General features: G+C 63.2%; 17 protein-coding genes. 12 read left to right on the top strand and 5 right to left on the bottom strand.

The genetic code is table 11. The annotated features are described in order from the left end of the window. The first annotated feature begins 3 nt into the window (after nt 1-3). Genes ctaD through ACJRPG_RS17115 form a run of 5 tightly spaced genes read left to right on the top strand, consistent with a single transcriptional unit; the run spans nt 4 to nt 3,370 of the window. Entirely contained in the window at nt 4-1,599 is a 1,596-nt protein-coding gene (gene ctaD / locus ACJRPG_RS17135; protein WP_408001304.1) for a cytochrome c oxidase subunit I, read from the top strand. After that, complete coding sequence (locus tag ACJRPG_RS17130) at nt 1,599-1,706, top strand: cytochrome oxidase small assembly protein (RefSeq protein ID WP_408001303.1); 108 nt, start codon at nt 1,599-1,601, stop codon at nt 1,704-1,706. The genes ctaD and ACJRPG_RS17130 overlap by 1 nt, the downstream gene beginning before the upstream one ends. Nucleotides 1,707-1,710: 4 nt before the next feature. Then, complete coding sequence (locus ACJRPG_RS17125; protein ID WP_408001302.1) at nt 1,711-2,253, top strand: cytochrome c oxidase assembly protein; 543 nt, start codon at nt 1,711-1,713, stop codon at nt 2,251-2,253. Between the two features lie 10 nt (nt 2,254-2,263). Next, a complete protein-coding gene (locus ACJRPG_RS17120; protein ID WP_408001301.1) occupies nt 2,264-2,470 on the top strand; it encodes a DUF2970 domain-containing protein in 207 nt (68 codons plus the stop codon). A 39-nt stretch (nt 2,471-2,509) separates the two neighbouring features. Beyond that, nucleotides 2,510-3,370, top strand: a complete 861-nt coding sequence (locus ACJRPG_RS17115) for a cytochrome c oxidase subunit 3 (RefSeq protein ID WP_408001300.1) — start codon at nt 2,510-2,512, stop codon at nt 3,368-3,370. A 64-nt stretch (nt 3,371-3,434) separates the two neighbouring features. Here the strand turns inward: ACJRPG_RS17115 and ACJRPG_RS17110 are convergent, their stop codons facing one another. Continuing rightward, nucleotides 3,435-3,638 carry a twin transmembrane helix small protein gene (locus ACJRPG_RS17110; protein ID WP_408001299.1) on the bottom strand — a complete coding sequence of 68 codons (204 nt, stop codon included), beginning with the start codon at nt 3,636-3,638 and terminating at the stop codon, nt 3,435-3,437. Between the two features lie 36 nt (nt 3,639-3,674). Here ACJRPG_RS17110 and ACJRPG_RS17105 point away from each other — a divergent pair, with 36 nt between their 5' ends. Genes ACJRPG_RS17105 through ACJRPG_RS17080 form a run of 6 tightly spaced genes read left to right on the top strand, consistent with a single transcriptional unit; the run spans nt 3,675 to nt 8,737 of the window. Continuing rightward, a complete protein-coding gene (locus ACJRPG_RS17105) occupies nt 3,675-4,409 on the top strand; it encodes an SURF1 family protein (RefSeq protein ID WP_408001298.1) in 735 nt (244 codons plus the stop codon). Then, a complete protein-coding gene (locus ACJRPG_RS17100) occupies nt 4,393-4,986 on the top strand; it encodes an SCO family protein (RefSeq protein WP_510183109.1) in 594 nt (197 codons plus the stop codon). Before ACJRPG_RS17105 ends, ACJRPG_RS17100 begins: the two co-directional genes overlap by 17 nt. A gap of 10 nt (nt 4,987-4,996) precedes the next feature. After that, the gene (locus tag ACJRPG_RS17095; RefSeq protein WP_408001297.1) at nt 4,997-6,178 is read left to right on the top strand and encodes a COX15/CtaA family protein; all 1,182 of its coding nucleotides are present in this window, start codon (nt 4,997-4,999) and stop codon (nt 6,176-6,178) included. Beyond that, entirely contained in the window at nt 6,175-7,068 is an 894-nt protein-coding gene (cyoE, locus tag ACJRPG_RS17090) for a heme o synthase (RefSeq protein WP_408001296.1), read from the top strand. The genes ACJRPG_RS17095 and cyoE overlap by 4 nt, the downstream gene beginning before the upstream one ends. A gap of 2 nt (nt 7,069-7,070) precedes the next feature. Then, nucleotides 7,071-7,646 (top strand): SCO family protein, encoded by a 576-nt coding sequence (locus ACJRPG_RS17085; protein WP_408001295.1) that lies wholly within the window; start codon nt 7,071-7,073, stop codon nt 7,644-7,646. A gap of 38 nt (nt 7,647-7,684) precedes the next feature. Continuing rightward, nucleotides 7,685-8,737 (top strand): AI-2E family transporter, encoded by a 1,053-nt coding sequence (locus ACJRPG_RS17080; protein ID WP_408001294.1) that lies wholly within the window; start codon nt 7,685-7,687, stop codon nt 8,735-8,737. Here the strand turns inward: ACJRPG_RS17080 and ACJRPG_RS17075 are convergent. Together ACJRPG_RS17075 and ACJRPG_RS17070 are read right to left on the bottom strand one after the other, a co-directional pair. Then, entirely contained in the window at nt 8,712-9,692 is a 981-nt protein-coding gene (locus tag ACJRPG_RS17075; RefSeq protein WP_408001293.1) for an AraC family transcriptional regulator, read from the bottom strand. The two genes, ACJRPG_RS17080 and ACJRPG_RS17075, sit on opposite strands and share 26 nt — an antisense overlap. Beyond that, entirely contained in the window at nt 9,692-9,958 is a 267-nt protein-coding gene (locus tag ACJRPG_RS17070) for a hypothetical protein (RefSeq protein ID WP_408001292.1), read from the bottom strand. Before ACJRPG_RS17070 ends, ACJRPG_RS17075 begins: the two co-directional genes overlap by 1 nt. Between ACJRPG_RS17070 and ACJRPG_RS17065 the strand changes: the two genes are divergently transcribed. Further along, nucleotides 9,948-10,088 carry a hypothetical protein gene (locus ACJRPG_RS17065; RefSeq protein ID WP_408001291.1) on the top strand — a complete coding sequence of 47 codons (141 nt, stop codon included), beginning with the start codon at nt 9,948-9,950 and terminating at the stop codon, nt 10,086-10,088. The two genes, ACJRPG_RS17070 and ACJRPG_RS17065, sit on opposite strands and share 11 nt — an antisense overlap. A gap of 49 nt (nt 10,089-10,137) precedes the next feature. Here the strand turns inward: ACJRPG_RS17065 and ACJRPG_RS17060 are convergent, their stop codons facing one another. Together ACJRPG_RS17060 and ACJRPG_RS17055 are read right to left on the bottom strand one after the other, a co-directional pair. Next, complete coding sequence (locus ACJRPG_RS17060) at nt 10,138-10,884, bottom strand: DUF3108 domain-containing protein (protein WP_408001290.1); 747 nt, start codon at nt 10,882-10,884, stop codon at nt 10,138-10,140. 46 nt (nt 10,885-10,930) lie between these two features. Then, the gene (locus tag ACJRPG_RS17055; protein WP_408001289.1) at nt 10,931-12,265 is read right to left on the bottom strand and encodes a hemolysin family protein; all 1,335 of its coding nucleotides are present in this window, start codon (nt 12,263-12,265) and stop codon (nt 10,931-10,933) included. Between the last annotated feature and the right edge of the window lie 71 nt (nt 12,266-12,336).

The following is a 12,336-nucleotide window of genomic DNA, read 5'->3' as shown; positions in this document are numbered from 1 at the left end:
CACATGAGCACGACGACTATCGATCACGCACACGATCACGGCCACGATCACGCGCACGACCATCCGCATGGCTGGCGCCGCTGGCTGTTCGCCACCAACCATAAGGACATCGGTACCCTGTACCTGTGGTTCTCCTTCATCATGCTGCTGTCCGGCGGTGTGCTGGCGCTGATGATCCGCACCGAGCTGTTCCAGCCCGGCCTGCAGTTCTTCCAGCCTGAGTTCTTCAACCAGCTGACCACCATGCACGGCCTGGTGATGGTGTTCGGCGCCATCATGCCGGCCTTCGTGGGCTATGCGAACTGGATGATCCCGCTGCAGGTGGGCGCTTCCGACATGGCCTTCGCCCGCATGAACAACTTCTCGTTCTGGCTGCTGCCTCCGGCAGCGCTGCTGCTGGCAGGTTCCTTCTTCGTGCCGGGCGGCGCCACCGCCGCCGGCTGGACCCTGTACGCGCCGCTGTCGACCCAGATGGGCCCGGGCATGGATATGGGCATCTTCGCGATGCACATCATGGGTGCATCGTCGATCATGGGTTCGATCAACATCATCGTCACCATCCTGAACATGCGCGCGCCCGGCATGACCCTGATGAAGATGCCGATGTTCTGCTGGACCTGGCTGATCACCGCCTACCTGCTGATCGCCGTGATGCCGGTCCTGGCAGGCGCCATCACCATGACGCTGACCGACCGCCACTTCGGCACCTCCTTCTTCAACGCCGCCGGCGGCGGCGACCCGGTGATGTACCAGCACATCTTCTGGTTCTTCGGCCACCCCGAGGTGTACATCATGATCCTGCCGGCCTTCGGTATCGTGTCGCAGATCATCCCGGCATTCGCACGCAAGCCGCTGTTCGGCTATGCATCGATGGTGTACGCAACCGCGTCCATCGCGATCCTGTCCTTCATCGTGTGGGCGCACCACATGTTCACCACCGGCATGCCGGTGACCTCGCAGCTGTTCTTCATGTACGCGACCATGCTGATCGCCGTGCCGACCGGCGTTAAGGTGTTCAACTGGATCGCCACGATGTGGAAGGGCTCGATGACCTTCGAAACCCCGATGCTGTTCGCCGTGGGCTTCATCTTCGTGTTCACCATGGGCGGCTTCACCGGCCTGATCCTGGCTGTGACCCCGATCGACATCCAGCTGCAGGATACCTACTACGTGGTGGCGCACTTCCACTACGTGCTGGTGGCAGGCTCGCTGTTCGCACTGTTCGCAGGCTTCTACTACTGGGGTCCGAAGTGGACCGGCCATATGTACAGCGAAACCATGGGCAAGCTGCACTTCTGGCTGTCGCTGATCACCTTCAACATCACCTTCTTCCCGATGCACTTCCTGGGCCTGGCCGGTATGCCGCGGCGCTACGCTGACTATCCGGCGCAGTTCACGGACTTCAACACCATCGCCACCATCGGCGCCTTCGGCTTCGGCCTGTCGCAGGTGTTCTTCCTGTTCTGCGTGGTGCTGCCAACCATCCGTGGCGGCAAGGCAGCAGGCGACAAGCCTTGGGAAGGCGCAGAAGGCCTGGAGTGGACCGTGCCGTCGCCGGCGCCGTTCCACACCTTCGAAACCCCGCCGACCGTCAAGTAATGGCCGACGATAAGAAAAAGAGCAATCTGAAGCTGGCGCTGACGCTGGCTTCGATTGCGATCGTGTTCTTCGTATCGGTGTTCATTAAGCGCACCTTGCTGAGCTGAGAAGATGAGTGAAGACCGTGGTTCCAATCGCCAGCTGCTGACCAAGCTGCTGGTGATTGCGGTGGCGATGTTCGGCTTTGGCTACGCGCTGATCCCGGTCTACAAGCATCTGTGCGAAGTGCTCGGCATTAATCAGCTGACCCAGAAGGATGGGTCGGTTGTGCAGAATACGCAGGTCGACAAGACCCGCAGCGTAACGATTGAGCTGGACAGCAATGTGCAAGGCACCTTGCGCTTCCGCCCGACGCAGAGCAGCGTGACCGTGCATCCGGGTGAACTGGTCACGGTGACGTATGAAGTAGTGAATTCGAAGAAAACCGAGGTGGTGGCCCAGGCAGTGCCGAGCTACGCCCCGCTGAGCGCAACGCCGCACTTCAAGAAACTGGAATGCTTCTGCTTCAAGCAGCAGACCATGAAGGGCGGCGAAGCGCGGCAGATGCCGGTGTCGTTCTATATCGACCCGGCCCTGCCGAAGGAAGTGAAGACGATTACGCTGTCCTATACCTTCATTGAGATTGCCGGTCTGACGAAGACCGCGTCGAACTGAGGAGGGGCAGATGAGCGAGAAAGAGCCGCAGCACGCTTCTTTCCTGTATGCGATGAAGGCGGTGGTATGGTCGTTTTTCGGCCTGCGCCGCAAGAGCGATTTTGAGAAGGACCAGGTCAAACTGAACCCGGTCCACTTCATCATCGCGGGCGTGCTGGGCGCCATGATTTTTGTTGGCTTGCTGATTACGGTCGTCAAGCTGGTGGTTTCACAATAAGTTTTAGCAGTCTACGGATACCGTTTTTAGGAGATGAAAATGAGTTCGAACAACGCCGCGGCACCGTACTACTTCGTGCCAGGTCCATCGCGCTGGCCTATGCTGGCAGGCATGTCGATGCTGGCGACCATGGCAGGCGCCTCCGCCTGGGTCAATGACGCATCCTGGGGCATGGGTCTGTGCCTGGCCGGTATCGTGGCCATGCTGGCCGTGCTGTGGGGCTGGTTCGGCGACGCCATCGGCGAATCCGAAGGTGGCCTGTACAGCAAGCGTATCGACCACTCCTACCGCTGGTCGATGGGCTGGTTCATCTTCTCCGAAGTGATGTTCTTCGGCGCCTTCTTCGGCGCGCTGTTCTACGCACGCACCATCACCATGCCATGGCTGGCCGACCTGGATCACAAGCTGATCTGGCCGGACTTCGCGGCGCATTGGGGCAACACCGGTCCGGCCGGTGTGGTGGAAGCCTTCAACACCATGGGCCCATTCCCGATCCCGACCATCAATACCGCGCTGCTGCTGACCTCCGGCGTCACGCTGACGATCGCCCACCACGCCCTGCGCGCCGGCCATCGCAGCAAGACCGTGGCATGGCTGGCTGCCACCGTGGTGCTGGGCGCCGTCTTCATGGCTTTCCAGGCTTATGAATACATGCACGCCTACAGCGAGCTGAATCTGAAGCTGACCTCCGGCGTCTACGGTTCCACCTTCTTCATGCTGACCGGCTTCCACGGCTTCCACGTGACCATGGGCGCGATCATGCTGGCAGTGGTGATGTTCCGTACCATGAAAGGCCACTTCACGCCTGAGAACCACTTCGCCTTCGAAGGCGCGGCATGGTACTGGCACTTCGTTGACGTGGTCTGGCTCGGCCTGTACGTCGTCGTGTACTGGATGTAAGAGCTATAATCGCGGCATGCGCCGCAATAAAAAAGCCGCACACGTTGCGGCTTTTTTTACGGGCCTAGCGGATGCCTGTCGGCTGGATGTAACCGAGCTTGTAGGCGCCCAGGATCAGCAGGAAGAGGGTGATCGACAGGGCTACGCGCAGCGCCAGCGCGTGCACCGTGCGGTTGCTGCGGCCCTTGTCGCGCATCAGGAAGAACAGGGCTGCGCCCAGGCTGCCGATGATCAGGATGAAGGCAATGGCGACGACAGCAATTTTCATATGGCAGAGTGTTTGTGTGGTTAAGGCTCCATTGTAATGCGACTCCGATTCCGCTTTAAGCTGATTCCATTCATTGCCACCGTGCTGCTGGTGGCGCTCGGCATATCGCTGGGCCAGTGGCAGGACCGCCGGGCGGGGGAAAAGCTGGCGCTCGAGGCAAAGCTGCTGGCAGGCGCCGCCGCCGCGCCGCTGGCCATCGGCGCCGAACCGCTGAAGGCCGCCGATATCGAATACCGCCGCGTCACGCTCACCGGGCAGTTCCTCGGCGCCTGGCCGCTGTACCTGGACAACCGCCCCCACCAGGGCCGCGCGGGCTTCTACCTGCTGATGCCGTTCCGCCTCGCGGGCACGAATATGCATGTGCTGGTGGCGCGCGGCTGGGTGCCGCGCAACACGGGCGACCGCAACCGCCTGCCCGACACGCCCACGCCTTCTGGCACAATCACCATCGAAGGCCGCGCGCGCCTGAACGCCGGGCACGTGATGGAGCTGGGCGAGGCGCCGCCGCTGGGCGCCCAGCTGATTGTGCAGAACGTAACGCCGCAGCAGGTGGCGGAAGCGACGAAGTTCGCCTTCCAGCCCTTCGTGGTGGAACAGACCTCGGCCGACGGCTCGGAGGGCAGCGGCCCGGCGGCGCTGGTGCGCGACTGGCCCGCGCCTGCGCTGGGCGTGGACAAACACCGTGGCTACGCCTTCCAGTGGTATGCACTGGCGGCGATGGCCCTTATCTTCTTCATCGTGACTGGATTCAGAAGTGGAAGCAAACAATAAACAGAAATCGCGCGGCCGCTGGAAGCTGCTGGCCGTGGTCGCCGTGTGCGCGGCGCCGATGATCGCCTCGTATATCACCTACTACGTGATCAAGCCGACCGGCCGCACCAACTACGGCGCGCTGATCGACCCGCGCGCGCATCCGATTCCGGCCATGGCCAGCACCTCGCTGGACGGCAAGCCGACACCGCTGGAAACCTACAAGGGCAAGTGGATCATGCTGAAGGTGGGCGGCTCCGATTGCCGGCAAGAGTGCCAGGACCAGCTGTTCGCCATGCGCCAGCTGCGCACCATGCAGGGCAAGGAAATGGAACGCATCGAGCGCGTATGGCTCATCACCGACAACGAGCCGCTGGAAACCATGCTGCTGCGCGTGAATGACGGCACCCGCATGCTGCGCGCGCCGGCCGATGCGGTGGTCAAATGGCTGCCGGTGGAGCAGGGCGGCAAGGTGGAAGAGCACATCTACCTGATCGACCCGCTGGGCAACCTGATGATGCGCTTCCCGGCCAAGCCCGATCCGGCCAAGGTGAAGAAAGACATCGGCAAGCTGCTGAAAGCATCGGCCATCGGCTAAGGCGCGCACCATGCACATGACACTGCTGCACATGGCCATCACGGCGCTGATCGTCGCATCGCTGCCGCTGTCCATCGTCTGGATCTCGAAGGACGTCAACAAATACCGCAAGCTGGTGTGGGTCTCCGTGTTCCTGACCTTCGACCTGATCGTCTTCGGCGCCTTCACGCGGCTGACGGATTCCGGCCTGGGCTGCCCGGACTGGCCGGGCTGCTACGGCGAAGCCAACCCCTTCATCGCGCACGAAGCCATCAAGGCGGCCGAAGCGCTGATGCCGACCGGGCCGGTTACGGTGTTCAAGGCATGGGTGGAGATGATCCACCGCTACCTGGCGATGGGCATCGGTGTGCTGATCGTGGCCATGATGTGCGTGGCCTGGTACCGCTGGCGCAAAACGCGCGCCGCAGGCTACCAGCCGGGCTACCCGACCTTGCTGTTCTTCTTCGTCTGCCTGCAGGGCGCATTCGGCGCGTGGACCGTCACGCTGAAGCTGCAGCCGGTTATCGTCACCATCCACCTCCTGCTTGGCATGGGCCTGCTGTCCCTGCTCGCCTGGTTCGGCTGCCGCCAGAACCGCATTACCGCCCAGCCCGTGTCCACCTTGGGGTCAGGCACCAGAGTGGACACAAGCTCGGCGGTACGAGCGGATACAGCGGAGTCCGTGTCCATTTCGGTGCCTGACCCCAAGGTGGACACGAGCTCGGCTGTCCGCTGGCTGGCCCTGCTGTCGGCGGCGGTGGTGGCGCTGCAGATCGCACTGGGCGGGTGGGTGAGCACTAACTATGCGACGCTGGCCTGCAGCGAGTTCCCGCTGTGCCAGGGCCAGCTGGTGCCGGAGATGGATTTCGAGCACGGCTTCCACCTGTGGCGGGAGCTGGGCAAGACCGCGGCCGGGCATTACATCCCCTTCCAGGCCCTGACCGCCATCCATTGGGTGCACCGCAACTTCGCGCTGGTGGTGGTGCTGGTGCTGGGCCTGACCGCATGGCGCGCATGGCGCGTGCCGGGGCTGAAGCGGCTGGCGCAAGGCATTGTTGCGATCCTGGCCATCCAGGCCTTCACCGGCCTGGCCACCATCTACTTCAACTTCCCGCTCGCCATCGCCGTGCTGCATAACGCGGGGGCGGCGCTCATGGTCCTGCTACTGACCATGTTAAACTACCGGGCTAAGTACGCAGACCAGACCCAATGAGCACCCAGACCGCAAGCCATAAACCGAGCCACCGCATCGCCCAGTACTGGGCGCTGACCAAACCGCGCGTTACGCAGCTCGCGGTGTTCTGCGCGGTCATCGGCATGTTTCTCGCGACCGATGGCATGCCGGACTGGCGCGTCGTGATCGCGGCAACCTTCGGCATCTGGCTGCTGGCCGGCGCCGCCTTCGCGGTGAACTGCCTGGCCGAGCGCGAAATCGATGCGCGCATGGCACGCACGGCGCGCCGCCCGATGGCGCTGGGCGAAATCTCGGTCAAGGAAACCTTTATCTTCTCCGCCATCATCGGCGGCGCAGGCATGTGGATCCTCTACTCGCTGGTGAACCCGCTCACGATGTGGCTCACTTTCGTCACCTTCGTCGGCTATGCGGTCATCTATACGATGATACTGAAGCCGGCCACGCCGCAGAACATCGTGATCGGCGGCCTGTCGGGCGCCATGCCGCCGGCGCTGGGCTGGGCGGCCATCGCCAACGATGTGCCGATGCAGGCCTGGCTGCTGGTGCTGATTATCTTCGTGTGGACGCCGCCGCACTTCTGGGCGCTGGCCATGTACCGCCGCGACGACTATGCGAAGTCCGGCCTGCCCATGCTGCCTGTTACGCACGGCATGCAGTTCACCCAGTTCCACGTATTCCTGTATTCGATCGCGCTTGCGGCAACGACGCTGCTGCCGTTCGCGGTGCACATGAGCGGCCTGATCTACCTGGTCAGCGCCGTCATCCTGAATATCATTTTCCTGTGGTACGCGTGGCGCATCTACCGGCACTACACCGACATCATCGCCCGCAAGGCCTTCACCTATTCCATCGTCTATCTGTCGCTGCTGTTCGCGGCGCTGCTGGTGGATCACTACATCAAGCTCTGAACATGAAAAAACTGTTTGCCGCGCTGTGCGTGCTGCTGGCCATCGCCGGCTGCTCCGGGAAGAAGGAAGCGTTCACCAATATCGACCTGACCGGCGCGACCTATGCGCAGGGCTTCAAGCTGAACGACCACACCGGCAAACCGGTCACGCTGGAGAACTACAAGGGCAAGGTCGTGGTGATGTTCTTCGGCTTTACGCAATGCCCGGACGTGTGCCCCACCACCATGGCCGAGATGGCGGCGGTGATGAAGGAGCTGGGTCCTCAGGCCGACCAGGTGCAGGTGCTGTTCGCCACCCTCGACCCCGAGCGCGACACCAAGGAACTGCTGGCGCAGTATGTGCCGAATTTCGATCCGCGTTTCGTGGGCCTGTACGGCACGCCTGAGCAGACCAAGCAGACCGCTACCGACTTCAAGGTCTTCTACCAGAAGGTGCCGGGCAAAACGCCGGACACCTACACCATCGACCACACGGCAGGCAGCTATGTGTTCGACAAGAGCGGCAAGGTGCGCCTCTTCCTGCGCCACGGCCAGGGCCCCGCACCCATCGTTCACGACCTGAAACTGCTGCTTTCCTGATAAGCTTCCTTCCATGAAGTCCAACTGAAGGAACTTGCGTGGAAAAACGGTTTCAACCCTACACCCGCCTCGCGGCGATCGTCTTTCTCGTCATTGGCTGCATGGTTGTGCTGCGGCCTTTCCTCGCCGCGATCCTGTTTGCCTGCGCGATCACGATTTCGAGCTGGCCGCTGTACCAGCGGCTGCTGAACCGTATGCAGCAGCGCCACACGCTGGCTGCCGCCATCATGACGGTGTCGCTGATCCTGGTGATCATTTTGCCGCTCGCCCTCGTTACCTGGAATATTGCGGACAATGCCGGCCACGTGTATCGCGGCCTGCGCGATGCACTCGAAGCCGGTACGGTAGAGGCGCCGGCATGGGTGCGGCAGATTCCGCTGGTCGGCGAATCCATCGATACCTATGTCTCGCGCCTGCTGCACAGCCGCGAGGAGCTGATCGCAGCCGCCAAGCGCTTCATGGAGCCGGCGCGCAACTTCCTGCTGGGCGGCGGCATTGTGCTCGGCAGCGGCGTGGCGCAGGTGAGCCTTGCTGCATTCGTCAGTTTCTTCCTCTACCGCGACGGCAGCACGCTGATCAATGCGCTGCGCGTGGGGATGGACAAGATCATGGGCGAACACGCGGTGGAGGTGGCGGACACCGTCAGCCGCACCGTGCGCGGCGTGATGTATGGCCTGCTCGGCACCGCGCTCGCGCAGGCGGCTGTTGCGGCGCTTGGTTTCCTGATCGCGGGCGTGCCTGCCGTGGCGCTGCTGGCCGTCGGCACCTTCCTGTTCTCGCTGATTCCGGTGGGCCCGCCGCTGATCTGGGGTGGCGCCGCCATCTGGCTGTTCAACCAGGGCAGCACCGGCTGGGGCATCTTCATGCTGGTATGGGGCATGTTCCTGATCAGCGGCGTGGACAATGTGGTCAAGCCCATGCTGATCAGCCGCGGTTCCAGCCTGCCTTTCCTGCTGGTGCTGCTGGGCGTGATGGGCGGCGTGATCGCCTTCGGTTTCGTCGGACTGTTCATCGGCCCCACGCTGCTGGCCGTTGCGCTTGGCCTGCTGCGCAACTGGACCAATATCAACCCGGTGGTTGAAAAGAACTGAGGCCCGCCTTGCTGCGCCGCCAGCTCGACGGCGGCACGCCGAACTCGCGGCGGAAGGCGCGGCTGAAGGCGCTATCGGTCTGGTAGCCCACTTCCTCGGCAATGCGCGTCAGCGGTGCGCTGCCTTCGCGCAGCATCTTCGATGCCATCAGCATGCGCCACTGGGTGAGGTACTGGATAGGCGAACTGCCCACCAGCTGCTGGAAGCGCTCAGCGAGCACCGAGCGCGAGGTGCAGCCCACTTGCGCCAGTTCGCTCACGGACCAGGGGTGGGCTGGCCTCTCGTGCAACGCCCGCAACGCCGCGCCTACCACGCGGTCGTTCACGCCCGCCAGCCATCCGGTGCGCTCTCCATGGTCCTCGTTCATATATTCGCGCAGCACTTCGATGAACAGCACCTCGGCCAGCTTTGCCAGCAAGGCGCCGCCGCCCGGGCGCGGGGAGCGGGCTTCGGCCAGCCCGTACTGCAGTGAATCCATCAGCCAGTCGCCGGTGCGGGAGCCCAGCATGTTCACCTTCACCACCGGCGGCAGGCCGGTGAGCAGCATCTTGGCCGGCCGCGCGTCGCAGGCCAGGTAGCCGCACACCAGCTTGGTGGCGGTGCCGCCGCCGCCATAAATCAGCTTGCGCGGACGGCGCGACAGGATGTCCTGCAGCCGGGCGCCCGTGGGTGCTGGCACGCCGGGCTCGGAACACATGCGGTGCGCGTCGCCCTGGGCGAACAGCAGCACATCGCCAGCCGTGACGTGCATGGGCGGCGCGTCCTCCATCTCGACATAGCACTCGCCCTCGGTAATCACGTGGAAGATGATGATGCGTTCGGCGCCCGGTTCCAGGAAGGGGGCGGCGACATCGGCGGCGGGCGACTGGTAGCACCACGGCGCCGAAAAACGGGCATTGATGAAGATGGCGCCGGCCAGCTGCACTACGCGCAGGGTTTCGGAAAGTGCGTCCATTATGCCGCTACCGTTTCTATCGTCAGCGCGACCGGCACGCCTTTCTCGACGGCGCTGGCCATCGGCGAACAGGGATGCATCGCCTCCACCAGCTGGCGCAGGCGCTCCTCGCTGACGCCGGGAGCCGCAATTTTCACGTGCAGGCTGATCTCGAAAGGCCCGGCCGGAATCCGCGTTCCGTCCACGTCCGGCATCGGCAGCATGCCGCGCACGTCGGAGCGGCTGACGGCCGTTACCTGCAGGCGGCTCAATTCGATGCCCTGCACGCCGGCCTCCATCGCAATGCGGGTGCGCGAGCGGGTCTGTGAACGCTATGTGGAAGCCATCAGCGGCTTCCGGCATGGCGAGGGCTACCGCGTTCCAGGCGAGTTCGTCATCGTCAGCGCCCGCCGTTGATGAGCCCGTGTCCACCTTGGTGCCTGACCCCAAGGTGGACACGGGCTCATCAGTCGAGGAGGGTTTTGATGAGGACTTTGCCGTCGGGCATGGGGCTGTCCTGGCGGATCATCAGCTGGGTGGCTTTGGCGAACCAGAATCTGGAGACGTAGCCCGGCCGGTTGTAGTCGGTGGTGACGATCCAGCAGTCCACCGCGCCCGATGGGCCGTTGATGGTTTCGGAGCCCGCCACCTTGAAGGTGTAACGTGCAGGCGCCGAGCCGCCGGGATGGTAGAAGTTGATCTCGGCTTCGTAGCCGGCCGCCAGCGGCAAAGCCTGCAGCAGCTCGATGTCGGTCTCGAAATTGAAGGTGGCTTCGGGGGAAGCCATGTTCAGGTCTTTCTGCGTGTTGTCCGCCAGGTCCGCAAGGCCGGTGATGCGCTCGGGAGCGAAGGCGAAGCCTTCCACCACGCGCTTGCCGTCGCGTTCCGTGATGCGCGTGTGCTGCAGCGGGCGGAAAGTGGACGTGTCGAAGCTGGAGTCGAGGATCTTGACCGGCGCCGGTTTGCCGGCGCCGTCCCAGCGCTGGTGGATGGTGAAGCGCTTGCCGTCGAACTTGACGGTGCGCTGCCAGATGTCCATCGGCGTGTTGGTTTCGCCGTCTTTCACGTAGCGCAGGTAGCGGTGGCTGCCTTCCTTCAGCAGCGTGAAACGCGGCAGCGGGGAACCCACCGCCACGTATTGCGGCGCGGCCTGCGCGGCAAAGGCGCAGGCCAGCAGGGTGACAGCCAGGATGGTACGGGTTGGTGCAGGCATCGCATTCCTCTTCGGGAGTGGGAGAGAATCCGATTATGCCAGTGTTTCAGTCCTGCTCGTCCGTATCCGGCTGGCCGCGCGGGATGACCTTCACCAGCAGGATGCGCGGGCCGTTCATCTTCTTCACCACCAGGTCGAACTCGCCGAACTCAACACGCTGGCCCTGTTTCGGAATGTCGCCCAGCTTCAGCATGATGAGGCCACCCACCGATTCCACTTCGTCCAGGCCCAGTTCCTCGTTTTCGATGTCCAGGCCCAGCGTGCGTTCCAGCGAGAAGATGGGCAGGCTGGCCTTGCCGATCAGGGAGCCGTCCGGCTGTTTGAGCCAGTCGTTTTCGTTGAGGCGGAATTCGTCGTGGATCTCGCCCACCATGGCGCCCAGCAGGTTGTCCAGCGTGAGGAAACCGACCGGGCGCTTGCCCTTCTCGCCGATCAGCGCGAAGTGCGGCGCGCCATCCTTGAAGCGGCGGAACAGTTCCATGGCCGGCGTGCGCGCCGAAATCGTTTCGACCGGCCGCAGGATGCTGCTGAAATTCTTGATCGGCTTGCCCGACTGCTGTGCGAAGAACAGGTCCTTCAGGTGGACCACGCCCAGTACCGTGTTGTTGTCCTTGTCGAAGTAAGGGTAGCGGCTGAAACGGTTGCGCACCACGGTCTGCAGGTTGTCTTCCAGCGAGCGCGATGCGCCCAGCGAGATCACTTCATGGATCGGGCGCATCAGGTCGGACACGCGCAGCTGCGAGAAGTCCAGCGAGTTGGCGAGGATGTTGCGCTCGTCCTTGTTGAACTGTTCGCCCGGCTGGCTGGTGCGCAGGATCAGTTTCAGCTCGTCGGTGGAGTAGTGCGAGTCGTGGCCGCCTTTGCCGGCCAGGCCCGCCAGGCGCAGCACCATATTGGCGCTGTGGTTCAGCAGCCAGATGGCGGGGAACATCAGCCAGTAGAACAGGTAGAGCGGAATCGCGCAGTACAGGCCTACCACTTCCGGCAGGCGGATCGCGAGCGACTTCGGCGCCAGCTCGCCCACCACAATGTGCAGGAAGGAGATGGTGAAGAAGGCGAAGAAGAAGGAAATGCCGTGGATGATTTCCGGCGAGCTGATGCCGATGGCCAGCAGCAGCGGTTCGAGCAATTGGGCGAAGGCGGGTTCGCCGATCCAGCCCAGGCCCAGCGAGGCGAGCGTGATGCCGAGCTGGCAGGCGGAGAGGTAGGCATCGAGCTCGCCGTGTACTTTGGCGAGGATGCGGCCTTTGAGTCCTTGGGTTTTGGCGATGGCCCGCACACGGGTGCGGCGCAGGGTGACGATGCCGAATTCGGCGGCCACGAAGAAGCCATTCAGGGCGACGAGGAAGAATGCAGCAAGGACCAGCAGTAGGTTGCCCATAGAGTGGACGGGTAGTTGAAAACCACCATCTTATCCGACCCGGGGCCACCCCAGCGCAATTTTCAATGTTT

The sequence above is a fragment of the Pseudoduganella rhizocola genome (genome assembly GCF_045984285.3).
GTDB lineage: Bacteria > Pseudomonadota > Gammaproteobacteria > Burkholderiales > Burkholderiaceae_D > Rugamonas.
This window is presented reverse-complemented; position numbering and strand designations above follow the sequence as displayed.

What these genes read in the sequence shown, in the direction of transcription:
- ACJRPG_RS17095 (WP_408001297.1), top strand. Translation starts at nt 4,997, where the DNA reads ATGCACATGACACTGCTGCACATGGCCATCACGGCGCTGATCGTCGCA.
- ACJRPG_RS17085 (WP_408001295.1), top strand. Translation starts at nt 7,071, where the DNA reads ATGAAAAAACTGTTTGCCGCGCTGTGCGTGCTGCTGGCCATCGCCGGC.
- ctaD (WP_408001304.1), top strand. Translation starts at nt 4, where the DNA reads ATGAGCACGACGACTATCGATCACGCACACGATCACGGCCACGATCAC.
- ACJRPG_RS17060 (WP_408001290.1), bottom strand. Translation starts at nt 10,884, where the DNA reads ATGCCTGCACCAACCCGTACCATCCTGGCTGTCACCCTGCTGGCCTGC.
- ACJRPG_RS17115 (WP_408001300.1), top strand. Translation starts at nt 2,510, where the DNA reads ATGAGTTCGAACAACGCCGCGGCACCGTACTACTTCGTGCCAGGTCCA.
- ACJRPG_RS17055 (WP_408001289.1), bottom strand. Translation starts at nt 12,265, where the DNA reads ATGGGCAACCTACTGCTGGTCCTTGCTGCATTCTTCCTCGTCGCCCTG.
- ACJRPG_RS17125 (WP_408001302.1), top strand. Translation starts at nt 1,711, where the DNA reads ATGAGTGAAGACCGTGGTTCCAATCGCCAGCTGCTGACCAAGCTGCTG.
- ACJRPG_RS17065 (WP_408001291.1), top strand. Translation starts at nt 9,948, where the DNA reads ATGCCCTGCACGCCGGCCTCCATCGCAATGCGGGTGCGCGAGCGGGTC.
- ACJRPG_RS17130 (WP_408001303.1), top strand. Translation starts at nt 1,599, where the DNA reads ATGGCCGACGATAAGAAAAAGAGCAATCTGAAGCTGGCGCTGACGCTG.
- ACJRPG_RS17120 (WP_408001301.1), top strand. Translation starts at nt 2,264, where the DNA reads ATGAGCGAGAAAGAGCCGCAGCACGCTTCTTTCCTGTATGCGATGAAG.
- cyoE (WP_408001296.1), top strand. Translation starts at nt 6,175, where the DNA reads ATGAGCACCCAGACCGCAAGCCATAAACCGAGCCACCGCATCGCCCAG.
- ACJRPG_RS17110 (WP_408001299.1), bottom strand. Translation starts at nt 3,638, where the DNA reads ATGAAAATTGCTGTCGTCGCCATTGCCTTCATCCTGATCATCGGCAGC.
- ACJRPG_RS17075 (WP_408001293.1), bottom strand. Translation starts at nt 9,692, where the DNA reads ATGGACGCACTTTCCGAAACCCTGCGCGTAGTGCAGCTGGCCGGCGCC.
- ACJRPG_RS17105 (WP_408001298.1), top strand. Translation starts at nt 3,675, where the DNA reads ATGCGACTCCGATTCCGCTTTAAGCTGATTCCATTCATTGCCACCGTG.